The sequence below is a fragment of the Luteimonas terricola genome (genome assembly GCF_004352845.1).
Classification (GTDB): Bacteria; Pseudomonadota; Gammaproteobacteria; order Xanthomonadales; family Xanthomonadaceae; genus Luteimonas; species Luteimonas terricola.
Genome location: NZ_SJRX01000001.1, coordinates 978116 through 1002475, shown reverse-complemented (window position 1 = coordinate 1002475; position 24360 = coordinate 978116). Strand labels below are relative to the sequence as shown.

Below are 24360 nucleotides of genomic sequence, written 5' to 3'. Positions count from 1 at the left end.
CGTGGCCGGAAGGCCTTCGCGGGGAAGTAAAGGAGGAGGCATCCGCCGCCAGGCGGATGCCGGGGGACATGAGCCGCGAAGGCCTTCCGGCCACGATGGGGCCCTCCAAGTCACCGCGAGGCGTAGCGAAAGAAGCAGACACTCCTCGTCGAACCGGTTCCCCGGAGTTCGGAGGTGAACCTTTTCTTTGCCTCCAGTTTGACATGCGGGTAGACGATGCGCACTATTGATGCGCATTTAATGGAGTCTCATGCCATGCGCATCCAGGACGAATACGCCGCTTACGGCAAGCGCGCCACCAACGTCAGCATCAACCAGGGCCTGCTGGAGGCCGCCAAGGCCCTGGGCATCAATCTGTCCGCCACGCTGGAGAAGGCGCTGGACGCCGAGGTCCGGGAACGCAGGCGCGAGAAGTGGCTGGAGGAAAACCGCGAGGCGATTGCCGCATACAACGGGCGCGTCGCGCGCGATGGCCTTGCCGGCGATCATGTGCGCGCATTCAAGGCATCGCTCAAGGCATGAGCCAGTTCCGCGCCTATTCGAATGCCGACGCGGCGTCGCGGCGTTCCATACCCTGCTGGCTGAGCGTCCAGAGCGATCTGATCGATACTGTCGAATCCCGCGTGGTCGTGCCCTTGATCGCGCCCGAGCGCGCGGGACCGCTGGTCGGCAGCCTGATGCCCACCCTGACCGTCGCCGGAAAGCCGATGGTGATGGACACGGCACAGATCACGAACGTGCCGATGCAGATGCTCGGCAGGCAGCTGGCGGATCTGTCCGCCGATCGCCTGACCATCATCGGCGCACTGGACTTCCTGACGCATGGAATCTGACATGACCGACTCGCTCCGCATCGCCCTGGCCCAGTTCGACTTCCCCGTGGGCGACGTCGCCGGCAACACGAAGCGCATCGCGGCGATGATCGGCGAGGCGCGCGACGAGTACGGGGCCGACATCGTGCTGTTCCCGGAGCTCGCGGTCAGCGGCTATCCGCCGGAGGACCTGCTGATGCGGCCTTCGTTCCTGGCCGAGTGCGAGCTGGCACTGCGGGCGATCGCCGAGGCCGCCACCGGCATCGTCGCCATCGTCGGCTGGCCGGAGTCGGCCGGTGCCGTGCTCTACAACTCCGCCAGCGTGCTGCGCGACGGCCGCATCGAGCGCACCTACCGCAAGCGCGAGCTGCCCAACTACAACGTCTTCGACGAGCGCCGCTATTTCCACGTCGATCCCGACGGCGGTTCCTGCGTGTTCCACGTCAAGGGCGTGCCGGTGGGCCTGCTGGTCTGCGAGGACCTGTGGTTCGTCGAACCCATCGCCGACACGGTCGCGCAGGGCGCGCAGCTGGTGCTGGTGCCCAACGCGTCGCCCTTCGAGCGCGGCAAGCACGCGCAGCGCGACGCCATGATCGCGGCGCACACGCGCGACACGGGTGCGGCGCTGGCCTATCTCAACGTGGTCGGCGGCCAGGACGCGCTGGTGTTCGACGGCTCCTCCGTGGTCGCCGACGGCGACGGCACGGTGCATCCGGCCGCGGCGGCCTTCACCGACCAGTGGCTGGTGGTCGATTACGACCCCGAAAGCCGCGCCTTCGCGCCCATGGCGTGGATGGACGACGGCGACGAGAGCATGGACGCGCTGGCCTGGCGCGCGGTGGTGCGCGGGATCCGCGACTACTTCGGCAAGAACGGCTTCCGCCGCGCGTGGCTGGGGCTCTCGGGCGGCATCGATTCGTCGATCGTGCTGGCGATGGCGGTCGAGGCGCTGGGCGCGGAGAACGTCACCGCGGTGCGCATGCCCTCGCGCTATACGGCCAACCTCAGCAACGACCTGGCCGCCGAGCAGTGCCGGGCGCTGGGCGTGGAGATGATGACGGTGCCGATCGAACCCGCGTTCGAAGGGCTGCTGGCAAGCCTGGGCGATGCCTTCGCGGGCCAGGAGCCCGACATCACCGAGGAGAACCTGCAGTCGCGCGCGCGCGGCGTGATCCTGATGGCGCTGTCGAACAAGCTCGGCGGGCTGGTGCTGACCACCGGCAACAAGAGCGAGTACGCGGTGGGCTACGCCACGATCTACGGCGACATGTGCGGGGCCTACGCGCCGATCAAGGACCTGTACAAGACCGAGGTCTACGGCCTGTCGAAGTGGCGCAACACGGTGGGCGGTGCGCCGGTGATCCCGCCGGCGGTGATCGCCCGGCCGCCATCGGCGGAGCTGCGCGAAAACCAGCGCGACCAGGACTCGCTGCCGCCCTACGACGTGCTGGACGCGATCCTGCTGCGCTTCGTGGACATGGAGCAGTCGAGCGAGGAAGTCCGCGCCGCGGGCTTCGACGCCGCGGTGGTGGACCACGTGGTGAAGCTGGTGCGCAACAGCGAATGGAAGCGCCAGCAGGCCGCCCCCGGCCCGAAGATCTCCCGCCGCGCCTTCGGCCGCGAGCGCCGCTACCCGATCAGCAACAAATATCCGCACTGAGAGAGTCGACGGGACGTTCCGGCGGGGTTGCCCCCATCTGCCCTTCGGGCATCTTCCCCCGCAGGCGGGGGAAGAGGGTGGCCTTTTACTTGATCGCGGACTTTTCGCTTGCGAAGGGATTGAGCTTGCGGATCGTCCAGGGGTAGTCCGGCCAGTTGCCCGTCAGGTAGGGATGGCCGGGTTCGTTGAGCTCGAGCACGCGGCGGGCGTCGGTGGCCAGGGTCTGGTTGCCGAGCTCGGTGTAGGCGGCGGCCAGCACGGCGACGGCGTCGTTCTGGTATTCGCTCTGGGGGTAGGTCTCGAGCAGGTAGCGCGCGCGCTCGGCCGCGGCCACCCAGGCGTCGCGGCGCATGTAGTACAGCGCGGTCTCGATCTCGTGGCGCGCGAACATGTTGCGCAGCTCGGCCAGGCGGTTGGTGGCGTCGGCGGCGTAGCGGCTGTTGGGGTAGCGCTCGGTGACGATGCGCAGGTCGTTGTAGCCCTGCTGCGGGGTGGCGAGGTCGCGACGGCTGGCGTCGAGGTTCCAGGCGCGCTGCAGGAACACCGTGTCGCGGGTGGAGTTCACCAGGCCGCGCAGGTAGTACATATAGGCCACGTTGCGGTGCGTGGGGTAGGTGCGGATGAAACGGTCGATCGACGACACGGCGTCGTCGTGGCGGCCCATCTTGTACTGGGCGTAGGCGGTTTCCATCAACGCCTGCTCGGTGTGCGGGCCGTAGGGATACTGCGCGACCAGGCGGCGGTAGATGTTGGCGGCGCCGTTCCAGTTGCCGCTGCGCATCAGCTCGTGGCCCCTGTCGTAGAGGGTTTCCACCGCCACGCCTTCGTTGGCGTCCTCGTCCTTGAACATGTTCTTCATCCGCGCGCAGCCGGAGGCGGCGAACACGGCCAGCAACACGAGCAGCAGGGCGCTGCGGAACAGGGTGGTGCGTCGGGTCATGGTGCATCCGGGACGGTGAAGGCGTGAAGCGGGGATAATAGCAGCCAGCCCCGGCCCGCCAGCCGCCACCGACTGAACCCGAGCCGACCCCATGACCGACGAGCACGAAGACGCCGCCCCCGCAGACGCGGACGCCGCCCCCGAAGCCCCCCGGGCCGCCCGGGTGCCCGATGCCATGGCCGGGCGCCGTTTCGATGCGGTGCTGGCGGAGCTGTTCCCCGAATTCTCGCGCTCGCGGCTGTCCGCCTGGGTGAAATCAGGCGACGTCCTGCTGGACGGCGCCAGCGTGCGCCCGCGCGAGGCGGTGCGCGGCGGCCAGGAGATCCTGCTCACCGCCACGCTCGAGACCCAGGTCCGCGCCGAGCCGGAGGACATCCCGCTGACGGTGCTGTACGAGGATTCCGAGGTCCTGGTCATCGACAAGCCCGCCGGCCTGGTGGTGCACCCCGGCGCCGGCAACCACAGCGGGACCCTGGTCAACGCGCTGCTGTTCCGCGATCCGGCGTTCGCCGCGGTGCCGCGGGCGGGCGTGGTCCATCGCCTGGACAAGGACACCTCGGGGGTGATGGTGGTGGCGCGCACGCTGCAGGCGCAGACGGCCCTGGTGGCCCAGCTGTCCGCGCGCGACGTGCACCGGCAATACCTGGCGGTGGTGGTCGGCGCGCTGGTCTCCGGCGGCACGGTGAATGCGCCGATCGACCGCAATCCGCGCGACCGCCTGCGCATGGCGGTGCGCGACGACGGCCGCGAAGCCACCACGCACTATCGGCTGCAGGAGCGCTTCCGCGTCCATACCGCGCTGGAGTGCCGGCTGGAAACCGGGCGCACGCACCAGATCCGCGTGCACATGGCGCACCTGAAGCACCCGATCGTTGGCGATGCGCTCTACGGCGGCGCGGTGAAGCTGCCGCGCGCGGCGCCGGAGTCGCTGGTGGCGGCGCTGCGCGGCTTCCGCCGCCAGGCCCTGCACGCACAGGTGCTGGAGTTCGTGCATCCGACCACCGGCGAGCCGCTGCGCTGCGAGGCGCCGGTACCCGGGGACATGCAGGCGCTGATCCGCGAATTGCGCGCCGATGCCGCCGCCCACGCCGTCACCGGAGCGGGAGTCCGGCGGTGAGCGCGGGCAGTGCGGGGCACAGTCATGGCGGTGCAGACCCGGGATCGCTGCGCAGGGCATGGATCGAGGCCGGCTGGCCGGCGCCGCCCGGCGTGCGCGCGCTGGTGACGCTGCGCCGCGGCGCGGGTGCCTCGATGGTGCCCTTCGACCGCTTGAACCTGGGCAATGCGCGCGGCGAAGGCGGCGACGATCCCGTCATCGTGGCGGCGAACCGCGCCGAGCTGGTTGATCGCGCGGAACTCCCTTCGGCGCCGCACTGGCTGCGCCAGGTGCACGGTACCGCCGTGCTGCGGGTCGACGCGCCACTGCCGCCGGGCAACGCGACCACCGAGCGCGGACGCATGGCGGCGGAGCCGGAGGCCGATGCCGCGGTCACCGACGTCCCCGGCGCGGTGCTGGCCATCCTCACCGCCGACTGCCTGCCGGTGGTGCTGGCCGCGCGCGACGGCAGCGAGGTTGGCGCCGCGCACGCGGGCTGGCGCGGGCTGGCCGCGGGCGTGCTGGAAACCACGGTGGCGGCGATGCAATCCCCGCCGCGCGATCTCGTGGCCTGGCTGGGCCCGGCCGCGGGGCCGGATGCCTATGAAATCGGCCCCGAGGTGCGCGACGCCTTCGTGGCCGGCGACGCAGGGGCCGATGCGGCCTTCGTGTCCACCCGTCCGGGCCACTGGCGCGTCGATCTGTACGCCCTGGCGCGTCGCCGGCTGCAGGCCGCGGGCCTGGCCGCCGCGGACATCCACGGCGGCGGGTTGTGCACGATCACCGATGCCGCGCGGTTCTATTCCCACCGCCGCGACGCGCGCACCGGGCGCATGGCCACGCTGGCGTGGTGCGATCCGCGCTGACCGGGGGTTGAACCGGGCGCTGCGATAATGGCCGCTGTTTCCCCCACAGGAGTCCGACCATGACCGAGACCCGCACCGACCCGGGCACCACTGGCGCTGTCGCCGCGCGCGACCCCGCGACCGCAGGCTTCGTTTTCAACCACACCATGCTGCGCATCAAGGATGCGCGTGCGTCGCTGGATTTCTACACCCGCGTGCTCGGCTTCAGCCTGCTGCGCAGCACCGATTTCCCGGAGGCGGCGTTCTCGCTGTACTTCCTGGCGCTGGTCGACGACCTGTCGGCGATGCCGGCCGATCCGGAGGCGCGCCAGCATTGGATCGCCGGCCTGCAGGGCGTGCTCGAACTGACCCACAACCACGGCACCGAAGACCAGGACGGGCCGGTCTACCACGATGGCAACAGCGAGCCGCGCGGCTTCGGCCACATCTGCCTGAGCGTGCCCGACCTGCGCGCCACCTGCGCGCGCCTGGAGGCGCTGGGCGTGCCGTTCCAGAAGCGCCTGGAAGACGGGCGCATGAAGCACCTCGCCTTCATCAAGGACCCGGACGGCTACTGGATCGAACTGATCCAGCCTTCGCCGCTGGTCTAGGGGCTTCCGGCGGGGACGAGGGGCGCTCAACGGGCGGCGAGTTTGCCCAGGAAATCCCGCCGCCAGGCGTGGATGTCGTAGCCCTCGATCCGGTCCATCATCGCGCGCCAGCGCTGCTGGCGTTCGGGCAGTGGCATGGCGAGGGCCTGGGCCAGCGCATCCGCGACGCCGTCGATGTCGTAGGGGTTCACCAGCAGCGCGGTGTCGAGTTCGCGCGCGGCGCCGGCGAAGCGTGACAGCAGCAGGACCCCGGGATCGGCCGGGTCCTGCGCGGCCACGTACTCCTTCGCCACCAGGTTCATGCCGTCGCGCATCGGCGTGACCACGCCGACGTCGGCGATGCGGTAGAAGCCGGTCAGCACTTCGTGCGCGAAGTTGCGGTTGACGTAGCGCACCGGCGTCCAGTCGGGCGTGGCGTGGCCGCTGTTGATGTGGCCGGCCAGCGTTTCCAGCTCGCGGCGCAGCAGCCGGTATTCCGGCACGTCGCTGCGCGAGGGCGGGGCGATCTGCAGGAAGGTGAGCTGGCCGTTCTGGTCCGGGTGGCGTTCGAGGTGGCGTTCGAAGGCGCGGAAGCGCTCGGGCAGGCCCTTGGAATAATCGAGGCGGTCGACGCCGATCGCCAGGCGGCGTCCGCTGAGGCTGTCGCGCAGGCGCCGCACCGGCAGGCGTTTCATCGCGCGCGCGGCCTGGCCGGCGATGGTGGGCACGTCGATGCCGATCGGGAAGGCGCCGCCATGGAACTGGCGGCCGTCGGGCGTGGCCAGCACGCCGGTGCCGACCACACCGCCGCCGCCGTACAGGCGCACGTAGTCCTGGAAGCGCTCCAGGTCGCGCCCGGTCTGGAATCCGACCAGGTCGTAGGACGACAGCGCCGCGAACACTTCGCGGTGTTCGGGCAGCGCCGCCAGCAGGTCCGAGGACGGCATCGGCACGTGCAGGAAGAAGCCGATGCGGTTGCCCACGCCGCGCTCGCGCAGGCGCTGCGCCAGCGGGATCAGGTGGTAGTCATGGATCCACACCAGGTCGTCCTCGCGCAGCTCCGGCGCCAGGCGGTCGGCGAACAGTTCGTTGACGCGGCGGTAGCCGGCATAGGTCTCGCGGGTGTAGTCCACCAGGTCCATGCGGAAGTGCAGCAGCGGCCACAGCGTGCGGTTGGCGAAGCCGTTGTAGTAGTCGTCGAAATCGCGCCTGGACAGGTCCATCACCAGGTAGCGCGTGTCGCCCTCGCGCTCTTCGTGCATGCCGCCCGAGGACCCGGCGACGGTGCGCCCGCTCCAGCCGAACCACAGGCCGCCGTGCTCGGCGAGCGCGGCCCGCAGCGCGACCGCAAGGCCGCCGGCCCGGGCTTCGCCGGGGAGGGAGACGCGGTTGGACACCACCACCAGGCGCGCCATCTCAGGTGGCCGCCGACCACGGCCGCGACAGGCGCATCGCCGCCATCACCACGCCGACGTGGGAATACGTCTGCGGGAAGTTGCCCCAGGCTTCGCCGTCGTCGAATGCCATGTCTTCCGACAGCAGGCCGAGGTGGTTGCGCCGGGTCAGCAGGCTTTCGAACTGCTGCCGGGCTTCGTCGACGCGGCCGATGGAGGCCAGCGCGTCGATGTACCAGAAGCTGCAGATGGTGAAGCTGGTTTCCGGGTGCCCGAAGTCGTCCGGGGCGATGTAGCGGAACATCGAGCTGCCGCGGCGCAGCTGGCTGCCGATGGCCTCGACTGTGGCGACGAAGCGCGGGTCGTGGGCGTCGACGAAGCCGAGGTCGGCGAGCAGCAGCAGGCTGGCGTCCAGGCGCCGGCCCTCGGCGGACTCGACGAAGTGGCCGAGCTCCTCGTCCCAGGCATGGGCGAGGATGGTTTCGCGCATGGCGTCCGCGCGCTGGCGCCAGTGCGCGGCGCGCGGGGCCAGGCCCAGGTGCGCGGCGATGCGCGCCAGGCGGTCGCAGGCGGCCCAGCACATCACGCTGGAATAGGTATGCACCTCTTCACGGCCGCGGAATTCCCAGATGCCTGCGTCGGGCTGGTCGTACAGGGCCCAGGCGCGGTCGCCCAGCGGCTCCAGGCGCCGGAAGGCCTGCTCGTCGCCCGGGCGTACCAGGCGCTGGTCGAAGAACAGCTGGGTGGCGGCCAGCACCACGCTGCCGTAGACGTCGTGCTGCTTCTGCACCCAGGCCAGGTTGCCGCGGCGCACGGGGCCCATGCCCCGGTAGCCGGCGAGCGCGGGGACTTCGTGCTCTTCAAGCGTCGCTTCGAAGGCGATGCCGTACAGCGGCTGCAGCCCCTCCTCGCCGGTGGCGAGGTTGAGCACATAGCGCAGGTAGGACTCCATGGTCTGGGTGGCGCCCAGGCGGTTGAGCGCGCGCACCACGAAGGCGGAGTCGCGCAGCCAGCAGAAGCGGTAGTCCCAGTTGCGCTCGCTGTGTGGCGCTTCGGGGATGGACGTGGTCATGGCCGCCACGATCGCGCCGGTTTCCTCGTACTGGCAGAGCTTGAGCGTGATCGCGCTGCGGATCACGGCGTCCTGCCATTCCAGCGGGATCGACAGGTAGCGCGCCCATTCGCGCCAGTAGTCGAGCGTGAGGCGTTCGGCGTTGCGGGCGAAGCCGGGTACGGAGGTGGTGAGGGTTTCGTCGGGGCCGAGCACCAGGTGGCGCTCGCCGTCGAGTTCGAAGGGCAGCGACTCGCGCACCAGGCGCACCGGCACGTCGCTGGTCAGGCGCAGGGTGAAGCCGGGCAGCAGGTAGCGGATGTGGTTGCTGCCCCAGGTCTGCTCGGGCACGTCGGCGCCGTAGTTCGCCAGCGGCCGCAGCACCACGCGCACGCGCGGCCGGCCGGTGAGCGGGCGCAGCCGGCGGACCAGCATCACCGGGCGGTAGAAACGGCCGTGCTGGCGCCAGCGCGGCATGAAGTCGGTGATCTCGACCGCGCCGCCGTGGCGGTCGTGCAGCACGGTGCGCAGCACGGCGGTGTTCTTGATGTAGGACTGCTCGGCGCTTTCGAAATCCTCGAGCTCGATGGCGTAGTCGCCGCCGCCGATCTTCGGCGAGAGCAGGGCGCAGAAGGCCGGGTCGCCGTCGAAGGCGGGGATGCAGCACCAGGACACGCGCGCGCGGGCGTCGACCAGGGCGGCCACGCTGCCGTTGCCGATCAGTCCGAGCTCGAGGCTGGCGGTGCTCATGCCTGCGCGCCGATCCAGGCGTGGACTGCGGCCGGGCCGGCCAGTGCGAAGTGCGCGGCGCTTTCGCGTGGAAGGCCGACCAGTACGCTGACGCCGTCGCGGGCGTTGACGGCGGCGAAGCCGGCTTCGTCGGTGATGTCGTCGCCGGCGAACACCGGGCGGCGGCCGGCGAACGGCGCTTCGTCCATGAAGGCCAGGATGGCCGCGCCCTTGTCGGCGCGACCGCCCTTGTGCTCGGCAGGACGCAGTTCGAGCACGTCGTTGCCGGGCTGCAGGCGGTAGCCGGGCAGGCGCGGCAGGGCGGCGATGGCGAAGGCCTGCAGCTCGCCGCTGGCCTGGGGTGCCGCGCGCCAGTGCAGTGCGAGCGCTGCGCCCTTGTCCTCGACGATGGCGCCGGGATGGCGGGCGGCGACGCGCTCGGCCTCGGTGCGCACCAGGGCCAGGGCCGCGGGCGCGCGCGGGGCGCGGTGGCCGCGGCGCCCGTGCCGGCGTTCGAGTCCGTGCAGGCCGGCGGCAGGCATCACATGCGGTGCGAGCAGGGTGTCGAGCGTGGCCAGCGAGCGGCCGCTGACCAGGGCCACGGCGCCGTCCAGCCGTCTGTGCAACGCGCGCAGGGCTTCGCGCAGGTGGCCGGGGACGCTGACCTCGTCGGGGCTGGGCGCGAAGTCCAGCAGGGTGCCATCCACATCGAGGAACAGCGCGCAGCTGTCGTCGATCGGGGGTGGCGGCGGGAGCACGGGGGTCTCGGCGGCCATGCGGGGCATTGTGCGGCAAGGGGATGTGAGTGTTTTGAAAGGTGCGGGACGGTCCCGCGGGCTCGCCCCCTCTGCCCTTCGAGCATCTTCCCCCGCAGGCGGGGGAAGAGGGTCGGCGTCGGGCGGCTTGAATCGGGGCTTGGGGAGCCGCATTTCTTCGATGTTGCCGGACCTTCCGGCTCCCGGATCGAGGCATCACCATGCGAATGGACAAGCTCACCTCGCGGTTCCAGCAGGCGCTGGCCGACGCGCAGTCGCTGGCCGTGGGCCGCGACCACAACCTCATCGAACCGGCCCACGTGCTGGCGGCCCTGCTCGACCAGCAGGGCGGCGGAAGCGGGCCGCTGCTGGCGCAGTCGGGCGTGAATGTGCCGCTGCTGCGCGAGCGCCTGGGCGAGATCCTGGAGACGCTGCCAAAGGTCTCCGGCCAGGCGGGCCAGGTCTCGCTTGGCAACGACCTGGGCCGGTTGCTGAACCACACCGACAAGCTGGCGCAGCAGCGCGGCGATGCGTTCATCGCGTCGGAGCTGTTCCTGCTGGCGGCGCTCGATGACGGCGGCGACGCCGGCCGCGCGCTCAAGGCCGCGGGTGCGGACAAGGCGCGGCTGGAAGCGGCGATCGAGGCCATGCGCGGCGGCGAGAAGGTGAGCGATGCGAGCGCCGAGGAGGCGCGCCAGGCGCTGGAGAAATACACCATCGACCTGACCGCGCGCAGCGAGATCGGCAAGCTCGATCCGGTGATCGGCCGCGACGAGGAGATCCGCCGCACCATCCAGGTGCTGCAGCGGCGCACCAAGAACAATCCGGTGCTGATCGGCGAGCCCGGCGTGGGCAAGACCGCGATCGTCGAGGGCCTGGCGCAGCGCATCGTCAACAACGAGGTGCCCGAGGGCCTGCGCGGCAAGCGCGTGCTGTCGCTGGACATGGGCGCGCTGATCGCCGGGGCCAAGTACCGCGGCGAGTTCGAGGAGCGGCTGAAGGCGGTGTTGAACGACCTGGCCAAGAACGAGGGCCAGATCATCCTGTTCATCGACGAGCTGCACACGATGGTGGGCGCGGGCAAGGCGGAAGGCTCGATGGACGCCGGCAACATGCTCAAGCCGGCGCTGGCGCGCGGCGAGCTGCACTGCATCGGCGCGACCACGCTCGACGAGTACCGCAAATACGTGGAGAAGGACGCGGCGCTGGAGCGGCGCTTCCAGAAGGTGTTCGTGGGCGAGCCGAGCGTGGAGGACACGATCGCGATCCTGCGCGGGCTGAAGGAGAAGTACGCGGTGCACCACGGCGTCGAGATCACCGATCCCGCGATCGTGGCCGCGGCGACGCTGTCGCACCGCTACATCGCCGACCGCAAGCTGCCGGACAAGGCCATCGACCTGATGGACGAGGCGGCGAGCCGCATCCGCATGGAGATCGACTCCAAGCCCGAGGAACTCGACCGCAAGGAGCGGCGCCTGATCCAGCTCAAGATCCAGCGCGAGGCGCTGAAGAAGGAGAAGGACGCCGAGTCGAAGCAGCGCCTGGCCGACCTGGAAGCCGAGATCGAGACGCTGGAGCGCGAGTACAACGACCTGGAAGAAGTGTGGAAGGCCGAGAAGGCCACGGTGCAGGGCGCGACGAAGGTCAAGGAGCAGATCGAGGCCGCCAAGCTCGAGCTCGAGGCCGCGCAGCGCCGGCAGGACTTCGCGAAGATGAGCGAGATCCAGTACGGCCGGCTGCCCGAACTCGAAAAGCAGGCGAGCGCCGCGCAGGAGGCGGAGACCCGCGGCTTCACCCTGCTGCAGGATCGGGTGACCGCCGAGGAGATCGCCGAGGTGGTCAGCCGCTGGACCGGAATCCCGGTGAACCGGATGCTGGAGGGCGAGCGCGACAAGCTGCTGCGCATGGAAGAGCACCTGCACGCGCGCGTGGTCGGCCAGGACGAGGCGGTGAAGGTGGTGTCCGACGCCGTGCGTCGCTCGCGCGCCGGGCTGAGCGATCCCGACCGGCCCAGCGGTTCGTTCCTGTTCCTTGGGCCGACCGGCGTGGGCAAGACCGAGCTGTGCAAGGCGCTGGCCGAGTTCCTGTTCGACAGCGCCGACGCGATGGTGCGCATCGACATGAGCGAATTCATGGAGAAGCACTCCGTGTCGCGCCTGGTGGGTGCGCCTCCGGGTTACGTGGGTTACGAGGAGGGCGGCTATCTGACCGAAGCCGTGCGCCGGCGGCCGTACAGCGTGATCCTGCTCGACGAGGTCGAGAAGGCGCATCCGGACGTGTTCAACATCCTGCTGCAGGTGCTCGACGACGGCCGCCTGACCGATGGCCAGGGGCGCACGGTGGACTTCCGCAACACCGTGATCGTGATGACCTCGAACCTCGGCAGCCAGATGATCCAGGAGCTGGACGGCGACGGCTCGCCGGAGGCCTATACGCAGATGAAGGCGGGCGTGATGGCGGTGGTGCAGTCGCACTTCCGGCCGGAGTTCATCAACCGGTTGGACGACATCGTCGTCTTCCATCCGCTGGACAAGGTGCAGATCCGGGAGATCGCGCGGATCCAGATGCGCGGGCTGGAGAAGCGGCTGGGTGAGCGGGGCATTCGCATCGAAGTCAGCGATGCCGCGTTCGCGCTGCTCGGCAACGTCGGCTTCGACCCGGTGTATGGCGCAAGGCCGCTGAAGCGCGCGATCCAGCAGGAGCTGGAGAATCCGCTGGCGCAGAAGATCCTGGCCGGTGAGTTCGGCCAGGGCGACACCGTGAAGGTGGACGCCGAGGGCGGCAAGCTCGCCTTCATCCCACAGCACCCGTAGCAGCAGCTGCAGCTGCGACCGGAACTTGCGACCTTGCGGGAATCCGGTCGCGGCGCCCCAGGCAGGCCGGTCTCGAAGTCAGGTAGTCCGTGCGGGGCGGTAGGGCGGCGTCGCCATCACCATTTCCGCCAGCGAATAGGCCAGTTCGCGCTCCGCCAGCACCGCGCCGTCGGCGCCGTGCTCCAGCAGGTGCTTCACCTCGGCGTCGCTGTGCGCGCGTGCGAGCACGGTGATCGCGGGGTTCACGGCCTTGAGCCGGGCGATCGTTTCGCCCGCCTCCAGCGCGTTGGGAATCGCGAACACCGCCAACGCGGCGCGATCGGGCGCGGCCTCCAGCATCACCGCCTCCGACGCCGCATTGCCGCGCACCGCATGCAGTCCCTGCGCGCGGGCGGTTTCGACGAGGTCCGCGTCGTCCTCGATCACCACCAGCGGCACCCCGCGAGCGGCCAGCAGGATCGCCAGCTGCCGGCCGACGCGGCCGTAACCGATCACGATGGCGTGGCCCGACAGCGACTCCGGAAGATGGTGGCTGGCGGCGTCGGCGGCCACTTCACGCGCGGTGGCGCTGGCGGCTTCGGCGGTGGCCTTCGCGTCCTGCCGCGCCAGCCAGCGGTCGACCACGCCGAAGGACACCGGGTTGAGCATGATCGAGATCAGCGCGCCGGCCAGCACCAGGTCCTGGCCTTCCTCCGGCAGGATCCCGAGCGTCACGCCCAGCGCCGCGATGATGAAGGCGAACTCGCCGATCTGCGCCAGGCTTGCCGAAATCGTCAGCGCCGTCGATTTCGGGTGTCCGAAGGCGCGCACGATCAGGTAGGCCGCCGCCGATTTGCCGAACATGATGATGAAGGTGGTGGCCAGCACCAGCAGCGGCTCGCGCACCAGGATCATGGGGTCGAACAGCATGCCCACCGAGACGAAGAACAGCACGGCGAACGCGTCGCGCATCGGCAGCGAGTCCTGCGCCGCCTTGTGGCTGAGTTCGGACTCGTTGAGCAGCATGCCGGCGAAGAACGCGCCCAGCGCGAACGACACCCCGAACAGTTCCGCCGAGCCCAGCGCGATGCCCAGCGCGATCGACAGCACCGCGAGCGTGAACAGCTCGCGTGAGCCGGTGCCCGCGGTGCGCTCCAGCATCCACGGGATCACCCGCCGCCCGACCAGCAGCATCACCGCCACGAACAGCGCCACCTGCACCAGGGTCTTGCCGATGGCAACCAGCAGCGTGCCGGTCCCGACCGGCTCGCCGGCCGCGCTGCCGTACACGCTGGCCACCGCCGGCATCAGCACCAGGGCGATGACGCAGGCCAGGTCCTCGACGATCAGCCAGCCGACCGCGATCCGCCCGCGCGTGGTCTCCAGCAGCCGACGCTGCTCCATCGCCCGCAGCAGCACCACGGTACTGGCCGTGGCCAGCGAAAAGCCGAACACGATGCCGTGCAGCGTCGGCCAGCCGAGCAGCGCGGACAGGCCCCAGCCAAGCAGGGTGGCGACGGTGATCTGCACCACCGCGCCGGGGATGGCGATCGACTTCACCGCCATCAGGTCGCGGATCGAGAAGTGCAGGCCGACGCCGAACATCAGCAGGATCACGCCGATCTCGGCCAGCTGCGGCGCCAGCTCCTGGTCGCCAACGAAGCCGGGCGTGAATGGCCCGGCGATGATGCCCGCCACCAGGTAACCCACCAGCGGCGACAGGCGCAGCCGGTGGGCCGCCAGGCCCAGCACGTAGGCCAGCACGAAGCCGACCGTCAGGATCGCGATGAGCTCGGTGTGGTGTGGCATCCGCTGTGCTTACCAGGTGTAGCCGATCTTTCCGTAGACGAAGGCGCCGTTGAATCCGAACGGCGACAGGTTGCTGTACGGGAACTGCCCGTTGGTCGAGTTCGGGAAGGTGTTCTCGTCGGGATACTCGTTGAGCAGGTTGTCGGCGCCGAGGGTGAAGGTCCAGTTGTCCACCTTGTAGGCCGCCGAGGCGTCGAGCAGCCATTTCGCGTCGTAGGTCTGGTCGTTGGCGGCGTTGGCCGGGCGGGTGGTGACGCTGCCATAGCGGGTGGCGGCCAGGGTGAAGTCCATGGACGCCAGCGACCAGGTGCCCGCCAGCAGCAGCTTGGTGTTCGGGAAGCCGTCCTCGATGCGCCCGATCTCGGTGCGGTCGATGCGTTCGAGGTTCAGTCCCGCCTGCTCCAGCTCCTCGGGGTTGGCTGCGATGCGCGTGATCTCGGTATCGGTGTAGTTGTAGCCGCCGGTCAGGTTGAGGCTGCCGTTGCCGAGGTCCATGCGGTAGCTGGCCACCAGGTCGATGCCGCGGGTGCGGGTATCGATGGCATTGGTGAAGTAGCGGCCGCCGTTGACGCCGAAGATGCCGCGGGATTCGAGCAGGGCCCGCACGTCGTCGCCGGTCAGGTTGGACGAGAGCGCGATGCGGTCGTCGACTTCGATGTGGTACGCGTCGATGGTGACGTAGAGCGCGTCCACCGGCTGCAGCACCAGGCCCAGGCTGTAGGACAGCGACTCCTCGGGCTGCAGCGGCTCGGCGCCGAAGGCCTGCGCAACGGCGCTGGAGGCGGGGAAGGTGCGGATCTCGAACGGGTCGGGGATGCCGGCCAGGAAGATCGTGCTCACCGTCTGGAAGTACTGCTGTGCCAGCGACGGCGCGCGGAAGCCGCTGGCCACCGTGCCGCGCAGGGCGACGGCGTCGGTGAAGGCATAGCGCGCGGAGAGCTTGCCGGAGGCCTGGCTGCCGAAGTCGTCATAGTCCTCGTAGCGCCCGGCGATGCCGCCGGAGAACTTTTCGGTGAAGTCCGCTTCCAGCCCGGCATAGACCGCGTGGCTGTCGCGCGAGTACGCGCCCGAGACCTCCGGGGCGAAACCGCCGAAGCCCTGCGCGCCGCCCGGGCGGCTGAGGTCGGGCTGCGCGTAGGAGCCGAACTCGCCCGGCGACTGGTTCCACTTCTCGTTGCGGAACTCCACGCCCATCGCCAGCGTGACCGGGTAGGCCAGGCCCCAGTCGAGCTGCCGGCTGAGATCGAAGTTGGCGATGTTCTGCGTGGTCTCCAGCGCGCCGTCGTAGAACGAGGTCGGCGAGCTCGCGCCGATGCTGGCATTGAGGGTGTTGCGGGTGAAGAACTCGAGGTTGTTGTAGCCGTGGTTGAAGCTGAGGTCCCAGTCCCAGGCTTCGCCGAAGCTGCCCTTCAGGCCGGCGACGATGGCGCGGTCGCGCGAGACGTTGTTGATCTCGGGCAGGAAGCCGTCCGGGTAGATCGACGGGATGTTCTGGTTGGGGTTGCCGGGCGCGCGGAAGAACGCGAACGAGGTGATGTCGCGGTTGCTGATCGAGCCGAAGGCGTACAGCGCCAGCGTGTCGCTGATGTCGAAGCCGGCGTTGAACGAGGCCGCGGCGGCGTTGACCTCGGGATCGCCGATGACGAAGGCCTTCTGGCCGAGCTCCGGCTGGGTCGGCCCCGGCGTGCCCGCGAAGGGCCGCGCGCGGTTGGTCCGGTCCTGCTGGTTGATCTGCGCCGACAGGTGCACGAAGCCGCGGCCATCGTCCAGCGACAGGCCGGTGTCGCCGGCGAGCTGGGTCTGGGCGCCGTCGCCGGCGGAGTACTGGCCGTGGCTCAGCGACAGGCTGCCGCCCTCGGACGCGCCCTTGAGCACCACGTTGACCACGCCGGCGATGGCGTCGGATCCGTACTGCGCCGAGGCACCGTCGCGCAGCACTTCCACGCGCTCGATGGCGGAGATCGGGATGGTGTTGAGGTCCACCGGCGCCGAGCCGCGGCCGATGGTGCCGTTGAGGTTGAGCAGCGAGGAGGCATGGCGGCGCTTGCCGTTGACAAGCACCAGCACCTGGTCGGGCGCCAGGCCGCGCAGCTGGGCGGGGCGGATGGCGCTGGTGCCGTCGGTCAGCGCCGGGCGCGGGAAATTGAGCGAGGGCAGGGCGCGGGCGAGCGCGGTGGCGAGCTCGGTGGTGCCGGTGGCCTGCAGCGCGTCGCTGGTGATGATGTCGATCGGCGACTGCGATTCGGCCACGGTGCGGTCGGCCACGCGGGTGCCGGTGACGATGATGTTGTCGAGGCTGGTGGCATCGCGGCGTGTCTCGGCCGGTTCCTGCGCCTGGGCGATGGAGACGGGAACGAGTGCGGCCAACAGCGCCAGCGCAAGGGGGTGGCGGGTCATGTTCTTGCTCCTTGGGGACGAGGGAATCCGAACGGAAAGCAACTCCGCTTTAACACTCGCGAAACAACCCGGTCAATCCTCGGGAATCTGTCGCTCCGGCGTTTCGCTGCCGGAACCTGCGGACCCGGTCCCAAAAGGGGTCGCGCCCGCGCATCCGTCGCGTCGCGATCGCTTCTCCCACGCGGCCCCGGCCGTGCAGCCCGGTAAACTGTGCGGATGATCTCTTTCCGCAACTTCGCCCTCCGCCGCGGCGAACGCCTGCTCCTGTCCGACGTCGATCTGTCCCTTCACGCAGGCTGGAGGGTCGGCGTGGTCGGCCGCAACGGCACCGGCAAGTCCTCGCTGTTCGCCGCCGTGCGCGGCGAGGTCGAGGCCGACCGCGGCGACCTGGACCTGCCCACGCGCATGCGGATCGCGTCCATCGCCCAGGAAATGCCCTCGCTGCCGGACCCGGCGATCGATTTCGTGCTCGCCGGGGATGTCGCGGTGCATGCGGCGCTGCAGGCCGAGGCCAATGCGTTTGCCGCCGAGGACTGGGAGGCGGTGGCCGAGGCCCACCAGCGGCTGGAGGAAGTCGGCGGCTACGACGGCGCCGCGCGCGCGGGCAAGCTGCTGCACGGCCTTGGATTCCCGGGCGAGGCGCAGCAGCGGCCGGTGTCGAGTTTCTCGGGCGGTTGGCGGGTGCGCCTGAACCTGGCGCGCGCGCTGATGACGCCATCCGACGTGCTGCTGCTCGACGAGCCCACCAACCACCTGGACCTCGACGCGGTGCTGTGGCTCGAGCAGTGGCTGCTGAAATACCAGGGCACCCTGCTGCTGATCTCGCACGACCGCGAGTTCCTCGACAACGTCAACACCCACACCCTGCACCTGCACGGCGGCAAGGCGAAGCTCTATATCGGCAACTACACCGCGTTCGAACGCCAGCGCGCCGAGCAGCTCCGCCAGCAGCAGATCACCCACGAGAAGACCCAGGCCGAGCGCGCCCACCTGCAGAGCTTCATCGACCGCTTCAAGGCCAGCGCCGCCAAGGCCGCGCAGGCCCAGTCGCGGATCAAGCGGCTGGCGAAGATGGCCGATACCGAAGCGGTGCGCGCGGAGCGCGAGGTGCGGATCGACTTCCCGGCGCCGGTGCGGCTGCCGCATGCGCTGCTGCGCCTGAACCATGCCGATTGCGGGTATCCCGCGAGCGGCAACCCCGCCGTCGTCCTCCATGACGCCAACTTCGGCCTGGAAGCCGGCGACCGCATCGGCCTCCTCGGCCCCAACGGCGCCGGCAAGTCCACGCTGGTGAAGTCCCTCGTCGGCGACCTACCGCTGCTGACCGGCGAGCGCTATGCCCACCCCGACCTGCGCATCGGCTACTTCGCCCAGCACACGGTCGAAGCCCTGGTTGCCGGCACCTCGCCCATCGACCACATGCGCGAGATCTCCCCCGACGCGTCCACCCAGGACTTCCGCAACTTCCTCGGCAAGTGGAGCTTCCCGGGCGACCGTGCCTTCGAATCCATCGATGGCTTCTCCGGCGGCGAGCGCGCGCGCCTGGCGCTGGCGCTGATCGCCTGGCGGCAGCCCAACGTGTTGCTGCTCGACGAGCCCACCAACCACCTCGACCTCGAGATGCGCGAGGCGCTGGCCGAAGCACTCGCCGACTTCGCCGGCGCGATCGTGCTGGTTTCGCATGACCGCCACCTCATCGGCCTGGTCAGCGACACCTACTGGCGCGTGTCCGAAGGCGTGGTCCGGCCCTTCGACGGCGATCTCGACGACTACGCCGTATGGCTGCGCTCGCGGCCGCAGGATGCGAAGTCGGCCGGGGCGGTGCCCGCTGCCACCGTCGTGGAGGCACCGCCGCCGCCGCCGCCCGTGCCGAAGGCGGCCCGGTCGAAGGTCAATCCCCACAGGCTGGCCCAGGCCGAAGCGCAGGTGGCGACGCTCGAATCGGCGATCGTGGACATCGATGCCAGGCTCGCCGACCCGGCGTTCCACGACGGCCCTGACGCGCCCGCGCGCGCGACCGACGCCGCACAGCGCCGCGCCGCGCTGGTGTCCGAGCTTGCCGAGGCGGAGGTTGCACTCCTCGCCCTGTACGAGGCTTCGTAGCGGGGCCGGTGCTCCCCGCGCCGCGCGTGGACCTGGATCAGCGTTTCTTCAGGTTCTTCTCCCGACTGGGGGAACGGCGCGCCATTGATACAGCGCGGGCGCCGGATGCCAAGGCCCTTGAGTGCTCATGTCCCCCGGCAATGGCCTTGCGGCCATCGCCTCCTCCTTGACTTCGCTCTCAAGGGCCTTGGCACCCGGTGCGCAGCAGTACGCGGTGGCCCGGGAGAAAAGCCCCGGGATCGTGCGCAATTGCAGCCGAAGCCGAGCCCCGTCGTGGCCGGGAGGCCTTCGCGGGGAAGTCAAGGAGGAGGCATACGCCGCCAGGCGGATGCCGGGGGCGAAGCCGCGAAGGCCGCCCGGCCGCGGCGGGGCCCTCCAGGTCACGACAAGGCGTAGCGAAAGAAGCAGACACCCCTCGTCGGAACCGTTTCCCCGGAGATGGGAGATCAACGTTTCTTTACGCACGCGGGCGCAGTCTGCAGGCGCGACTACAGGAGGAATGCCATGTACAAGCAGATCCTGATCCCGACCGACGGTTCGGAACTCTCGCTTGCCGCCATTGAACAGGGCCTGGCCTTTGCCAGCGAGATCGGCGCGGCGGTGACCTTCTTCACGGTGACCACGCCCATCCGCGTCTATGGGGTGACCGGCGAGCAACTGGCCGGCGGCTACGAGGAGTACACCAAGGCCGCGCGGGAAGAGGGCACGCGTCGCCTGGCCGTGGCCGAAGAGCGCGCGAAGGCGCTGGGCGTGCCCTGCCAGACGCGCATGGCCGCGAGCGAGCATCCCTACCAGGCGATCATCGACGCCGCCAATGACGCCGGCTGCGACCTCATCGCGATGGCCTCCCACGGCCGGCGCGGGATCAGCGGGCTGGTGCTGGGCAGCGAGACACTCAAGGTGCTGACGCATTCGATCATCCCGGTGCTGGTCTACCGCCAGCCCAAGGGGCGTTGACGGCATTGCCGGCGGCACGCGCGGCGGTTAGGGTGGCGGGATGAATACGATCCGGATCTCCGCGCTTTCCGCCGCGCTGGTGGCCCTTGCCGCCTGCACCCCTTCCACCGACCCGGCCGCGACCGCCGACGCCACCGCCGACGCCGCGCCCGCCGAGGCGCTCGACGCGCCGGTACCCGACTCCGCGCCGGCAGACGCCTTCCTCGCCGCGCTCGCCACCCACTGCGGCCAGGCCTTCGCCGGGCGCATCGTCGCCAACGAGCCGGCATCGCCCGAACCCGACGCCTTCGAGGGCCAGGACCTGGTGATGCACGTGCGCGGCTGCGACGACCCGACGCGCGAGCTGCGCGTGCCCTTCCACGTCGGCGACGACCATTCGCGTACCTGGGTGCTCACCCGCACCGACGACGGCCTGCGCCTGAAGCACGACCACCGCCACGAAGACGGCAGCTCCGACGAGCAGACCATGTACGGCGGCGACACCGCCATCCCGGGTACCGCCGTGCGCCAGGAGTTCCCGGTGGACGCGGAGTCGATCGAGCTCTTCGGCCGTACCGGCGCCGACGTCTCCACCACCAATACCTGGGCGATGGAGATCGAGCCCGACAGCCGCTTCCTGTACGAGCTGGCGCGTCCGGGCGGCCGGATGTTCCAGGTCGAGTTCGACCTGACGACGCCGGTGGCGGAGCCGCCGGCACCCTGGGGCTCCACCGACTGACCGGCCCTTCCCCACCAAACTGCCGGAACCCCTTCCCCCGCTTGCGGGGAAGGGGCGAAGCTTGCGCGGTTCTTTCCACGAAGCGCCTAGAATGCGCGCTGCATCCGCTGTCCCCGGTTCCCGCCATGCCCATCTATGCCTTCCGCTGCTCCGCCTGCGGCCATCACTTCGACCGCCTGCAGAAGCTCTCGGATCAGGATCCGGATACCTGCCCGGAATGTGGCGTCGTGGGCGAGGTCGGCCGCCAGCTGACCGCGCCGTCCTTCCGCCTGGCCGGCAGCGGCTGGTACGAGACCGACTTCAAGAAGGACGGCGACAAGAAGCGCAACCTCGCCGAAGGTGGCGAGGGCGCTGGCAAGGCAGACACGGGGACCGCAACGGGCGGTGCTGCGGCGAAGGCCGACAGTCCCGCTGCGCCCGCGGCGCCTGCCGCGGCGAAGCCGGAGGCCAAGCCGGCTGCGGCCAAGCCCGACGCCGGGCATGCTCCCTGATCTTCGCGTTGCCGCGGAGGTGGGATCAGGGGGCTTCCGCTTCCCCGGTCTCCGCCGCGTCCACTTCCGGCAGCAGTTCGATCGCGGAGGGCGTGGTGCGCAGCATCAGGTGGAATACCGATGGCGTGTCGTTGTCGCGCGGGTAGAACAGGCGGCGACCGCCGGCGACCAGGGCGGCGAGGAACAGCGTCGCGGCGAAGAACGCGGGTAGCGCCTCGGGACCGTAGCGGGTCATCGCCACGCCGGCCAGCGCCGGGCCGAAGGCCGAGCCGATGCCGTTGAGCAGCAGCAGGCTGCTTCCCGCCGCCAGGGTCCTTTCCGGTGGCAGGTGGTCGAGAAGGTGGGCCATGCAGATCGGGTAGATGGCGAACGCCAGGCCGCCGAAGCAGAACCACAGCGCGTACAGCGGCAGCCCGGACTGGCCGGCCGGCAGCATCATGCCCAGTCCGATGGCCGCGGCCAGCACGCAGACCACGACCAGCGCGGTGCGGCGGTCGCTGCCGTCGGAGAGGCGGCCGATGGGCCATTGCAGCGCCGCGCCGCCCAGGATGGTCGCGCTGACCAGCAGCGCTACGCCGCTCACGCCGAGCCCGAGCCGGCTCGCGAACACCGCGCCCAGTCCCCAGAAGCTGCCCACCGCCATGCCCGCCAGCAGCGCGCCCAGGGCGCCGGCCGGGGCCACGCGGAACAGCTTTTTCAACGCGAGCCGGGGCATCGGCGGCAGTTCGGGCTGCACCATGCGGCTGGCGGTGACCGGCAGCGACGCCAGGCAGATGAGGATGGCGACCACGTTGAACAGCACGAAGCCCGCCGCCGACCACAGTCCGATCAGCCACTGGCCCGCCGCCAGTGCGAGCAGGCTCACCGCCATGTAGATCGCGAACACCTGGCTGCGCTGCTCGGGCGGTGCCTGCACGTTGAGCCAGCTCTCGATCACCGTGTACAGGCCGACCAGCGCGATGCCGGTCCCCAGCCGCAGCAGGGCCCAGGCCCAGGGCGACACCAGGATCGGGTGCAGGAGCACGGTGGCCGCGCACAGGGCGGCATAGAAGGCGAAGGCGCGGATGTGGCCGATCCGCTGGATCAGCCCGGGCGCGGCATAGGTGCCGAAGAAGAAGCCGGCGAAATACGCCGACATCACCAGCCCCAGGGTCTGGTCGTCGTAGCCTTCGATCCGCCCGCGCACCGCCAGCAGGGTCCCGAGCAGGCCGCTGCCCATCAGCAACAGGGCCACGCCCGCGAGCAGGGCGGCCAGCGGGCGAACGGTGGCGATCATGCTGCGGAGGTGCGGGGGAGGGGACGGGGCGTGCGGCGTATCGATGCCGCCATTCTAACTAAACCGTGCGGCCGACCCGCTAAAATGCGAGGCTTTCCGCGCCTGCGCGGCCCTGTCCGGAGTTTCCATGCGTACCCACTTCTGCGGCCTGATCGACGAGTCCCTGCTCGGCCAGACCGTCACCCTCTGCGGCTGGGCCGACGTCGCCCGCGATCTCGGCGGCCTGTGTTTCATCGACCTGCGCGACCACCACGGCATCGTCCAGGTGGTGGCCGAGCCGTCGGACGCCGATGGCAATGCCGGGGTTGTCGCCATCGCCGGGAAGGTGGGCTACGAGGACTGCCTGCGCGTGACCGGCACCGTGCGCCGCCGCGAATCGGTCAATCCGAAGATCCCGACCGGCCAGGTGGAAGTGGTCGCGACCGCGATCGAGGTGCTGAACAAGGCCGAGCCGCTGCCCTTCCACGCCCACGAGAATCCCGGCGAGGACATCCGCCTCAAGTACCGCTACCTCGACCTGCGCACGCCGGAGATGCAGCGCAGGATGCGCACGCGCACGAAGCTGGTGGCGGCGCTGCGCCGCTGGCTGGACGCGCGCGACTTCCAGGACATCGAGACGCCGATCCTCACCAAGGCCACGCCCGAGGGCGCGCGCGACTTCCTGGTGCCCGCGCGCATGCACGCCGGCGAGTTCTACGCGCTGCCGCAGTCGCCGCAGCTGTTCAAGCAGATCCTGATGGTGGCCGGCTTCGACCGCTACTACCAGGTCGCGCGCTGCTTCCGCGACGAGGCCCTGCGCGCCGATCGCCAGCTCGAGTTCACCCAGCTCGACATCGAGTTCGCCTGGGTGGACGAAACGATCGTGCAGGACACGGTCGAGCAGATGATGTGCGACGTGTTCCGCGAGGTGATGGACGTCGAGCTGGGCGCCTTCCCGCGCATGACCTGGGCCGAGGCCATGCGCCGCTACGGTTCCGACAAGCCGGACCTGCGCATCGCGCTGGAACTGGTGGACGTCGACGGCCTGGTGAAGGATTCGCAGTTCAAGGTGTTCACCGACGTCGCCGGCGTCGACGGCATGCGCGTGTGCGCGCTGCGCATCCCCGGCGGCGCGGCGCTGTCGCGCAAGCAGATCGACGAATACGCCGCGCACGCCGCGAAATACGGCGCCAAGGGCCTGGCCTACGCCAAGCTAAGCGAGGACGGCGCGGTGAATTCGCCGGTGGCCAAGTTCTTCGACGAGGCGGCGTTCTCCGCGCTGCTGGCGCACGTGGGCGCGGGCAAGGGCGACATCGTGTTCTTCGGCGCCGGCGCGTACAACTCCGTCAGCGACTTCATGGGCGCGGTGCGGCTGAAGGCCGGCAAGGACTTCAACCTGGTGGAAGCGGGCTGGAAGCCGCTGTGGGTCACCGACTTCCCGATGTTCGAGTGGGACGACGAAGCGCAGCGCCATGTGGCCCTGCACCATCCCTTCACCGCACCCGCGGTGGACGACGTCGACGACCTGCGCGCCAACGCCCGCACCGCGACCAGTCGCGGCTACGACATGGTGCTCAACGGCAACGAGATCGGCGGCGGCTCGATCCGCATCCATCGCCCCGCCATGCAGTCGGCGGTGTTCGAGCTGCTGGGCATCGACGCGGAGGAGCAGCAGGCCAAGTTCGGCTTCCTGCTCGACGCGCTGAAGTACGGCGCGCCGCCGCACGGCGGCATCGCCTTCGGCATCGACCGCATCGCCGCGCTGATGGCGGGGACCGAATCCATCCGCGACGTCATCGCATTCCCGAAGACCACCACTGCGCAGTGCACGATGACGGGTGCGCCGTCGCCGATCGATGAGGCGCAACTGGTGGAATTGCACATAGCGGTGAGTCCGAAGGCCGAAAGCTGAGCAGCCAGGGTGCTGCCGCGCCCGCACCCCAGCCGCCTCCCCAGGACATGACGC

Annotated in this window: 19 protein-coding genes; 12 read left to right on the top strand and 7 right to left on the bottom strand. The window is 70.0% G+C overall.

The window, feature by feature from the left end:
- Positions 1-255 precede the first annotated feature (255 nt).
- The 3 genes from E2169_RS04700 to E2169_RS04690 are packed head-to-tail and all read left to right on the top strand — an operon-like array spanning position 256 to position 2472.
- The gene (locus E2169_RS04700) at positions 256-522 is read left to right on the top strand and encodes a type II toxin-antitoxin system CcdA family antitoxin (RefSeq protein WP_132985405.1); all 267 of its coding nucleotides are present in this window, start codon (positions 256-258) and stop codon (positions 520-522) included.
- Positions 519-833: a CcdB family protein gene (locus E2169_RS04695; RefSeq protein ID WP_132985404.1), complete on the top strand. Its 315-nt coding sequence runs from the start codon at positions 519-521 to the stop codon at positions 831-833. The genes E2169_RS04700 and E2169_RS04695 overlap by 4 nt, the downstream gene beginning before the upstream one ends.
- Position 834: 1 nt before the next feature.
- A complete protein-coding gene (locus E2169_RS04690; RefSeq protein WP_132985403.1) occupies positions 835-2472 on the top strand; it encodes an NAD+ synthase in 1638 nt (545 codons plus the stop codon).
- Between the two features lie 85 nt (positions 2473-2557).
- Here the strand turns inward: E2169_RS04690 and E2169_RS04685 are convergent, their stop codons facing one another.
- Positions 2558-3412: an outer membrane protein assembly factor BamD gene (locus E2169_RS04685; RefSeq protein ID WP_132985402.1), complete on the bottom strand. Its 855-nt coding sequence runs from the start codon at positions 3410-3412 to the stop codon at positions 2558-2560.
- A gap of 91 nt (positions 3413-3503) precedes the next feature.
- On the opposite strand from E2169_RS04685, the gene rluD reads away from it, so the two are divergent.
- From rluD to gloA, 3 genes are read left to right on the top strand one after another with little or no spacing between them, the layout of a single operon-like run.
- A complete protein-coding gene (rluD, locus tag E2169_RS04680; protein WP_132985401.1) occupies positions 3504-4529 on the top strand; it encodes a 23S rRNA pseudouridine(1911/1915/1917) synthase RluD in 1026 nt (341 codons plus the stop codon).
- A 47-nt stretch (positions 4530-4576) separates the two neighbouring features.
- Positions 4577-5374: a peptidoglycan editing factor PgeF gene (pgeF, locus tag E2169_RS04675; protein ID WP_229659182.1), complete on the top strand. Its 798-nt coding sequence runs from the start codon at positions 4577-4579 to the stop codon at positions 5372-5374.
- A gap of 59 nt (positions 5375-5433) precedes the next feature.
- A complete protein-coding gene (gene gloA, locus E2169_RS04670) occupies positions 5434-5964 on the top strand; it encodes a lactoylglutathione lyase (RefSeq protein ID WP_132985400.1) in 531 nt (176 codons plus the stop codon).
- A 26-nt stretch (positions 5965-5990) separates the two neighbouring features.
- Here gloA and otsA read toward each other — a convergent pair whose 3' ends face one another.
- From otsA to otsB, 3 genes are read right to left on the bottom strand one after another with little or no spacing between them, the layout of a single operon-like run.
- Positions 5991-7358 carry an alpha,alpha-trehalose-phosphate synthase (UDP-forming) gene (otsA, locus tag E2169_RS04665; protein WP_132985399.1) on the bottom strand — a complete coding sequence of 456 codons (1368 nt, stop codon included), beginning with the start codon at positions 7356-7358 and terminating at the stop codon, positions 5991-5993.
- Between the two features lies 1 nt (position 7359).
- Positions 7360-9138, bottom strand: a complete 1779-nt coding sequence (locus E2169_RS04660) for a glycoside hydrolase family 15 protein (RefSeq protein ID WP_132985398.1) — start codon at positions 9136-9138, stop codon at positions 7360-7362.
- Positions 9135-9893 carry a trehalose-phosphatase gene (gene otsB / locus E2169_RS04655; protein ID WP_132985397.1) on the bottom strand — a complete coding sequence of 253 codons (759 nt, stop codon included), beginning with the start codon at positions 9891-9893 and terminating at the stop codon, positions 9135-9137. The genes E2169_RS04660 and otsB overlap by 4 nt, the downstream gene beginning before the upstream one ends.
- 200 nt (positions 9894-10093) lie before the next feature.
- On the opposite strand from otsB, the gene clpB reads away from it, so the two are divergent.
- Complete coding sequence (clpB, locus tag E2169_RS04650; RefSeq protein WP_132985396.1) at positions 10094-12685, top strand: ATP-dependent chaperone ClpB; 2592 nt, start codon at positions 10094-10096, stop codon at positions 12683-12685.
- Between the two features lie 78 nt (positions 12686-12763).
- Here clpB and ybaL read toward each other — a convergent pair whose 3' ends face one another.
- The gene (ybaL, locus tag E2169_RS04645) at positions 12764-14473 is read right to left on the bottom strand and encodes a YbaL family putative K(+) efflux transporter (RefSeq protein WP_132985395.1); all 1710 of its coding nucleotides are present in this window, start codon (positions 14471-14473) and stop codon (positions 12764-12766) included.
- 9 nt (positions 14474-14482) lie between these two features.
- Entirely contained in the window at positions 14483-16870 is a 2388-nt protein-coding gene (locus tag E2169_RS04640; protein ID WP_132985394.1) for a TonB-dependent receptor plug domain-containing protein, read from the bottom strand.
- A gap of 216 nt (positions 16871-17086) precedes the next feature.
- Here E2169_RS04640 and E2169_RS04635 point away from each other — a divergent pair, with 216 nt between their 5' ends.
- The 4 genes from E2169_RS04635 to E2169_RS04620 all read left to right on the top strand — a co-directional run bounded on the left by E2169_RS04635 (position 17087) and on the right by E2169_RS04620 (position 21139).
- A complete protein-coding gene (locus tag E2169_RS04635) occupies positions 17087-18973 on the top strand; it encodes an ABC-F family ATP-binding cassette domain-containing protein (protein ID WP_132985393.1) in 1887 nt (628 codons plus the stop codon).
- A 504-nt stretch (positions 18974-19477) separates the two neighbouring features.
- Positions 19478-19930, top strand: a complete 453-nt coding sequence (locus tag E2169_RS04630) for a universal stress protein (RefSeq protein WP_132985392.1) — start codon at positions 19478-19480, stop codon at positions 19928-19930.
- A 40-nt stretch (positions 19931-19970) separates the two neighbouring features.
- Positions 19971-20648, top strand: a complete 678-nt coding sequence (locus E2169_RS04625; protein WP_132985391.1) for a hypothetical protein — start codon at positions 19971-19973, stop codon at positions 20646-20648.
- 125 nt (positions 20649-20773) lie between these two features.
- A complete protein-coding gene (locus tag E2169_RS04620; protein WP_132985390.1) occupies positions 20774-21139 on the top strand; it encodes an FmdB family zinc ribbon protein in 366 nt (121 codons plus the stop codon).
- Positions 21140-21164: 25 nt separating this feature from the next.
- Here the strand turns inward: E2169_RS04620 and E2169_RS04615 are convergent, their stop codons facing one another.
- The gene (locus E2169_RS04615) at positions 21165-22415 is read right to left on the bottom strand and encodes an MFS transporter (protein WP_132985389.1); all 1251 of its coding nucleotides are present in this window, start codon (positions 22413-22415) and stop codon (positions 21165-21167) included.
- Between the two features lie 127 nt (positions 22416-22542).
- On the opposite strand from E2169_RS04615, the gene aspS reads away from it, so the two are divergent.
- The gene (gene aspS / locus E2169_RS04610; protein ID WP_132985388.1) at positions 22543-24306 is read left to right on the top strand and encodes an aspartate--tRNA ligase; all 1764 of its coding nucleotides are present in this window, start codon (positions 22543-22545) and stop codon (positions 24304-24306) included.
- Positions 24307-24360 lie beyond the last annotated feature (54 nt).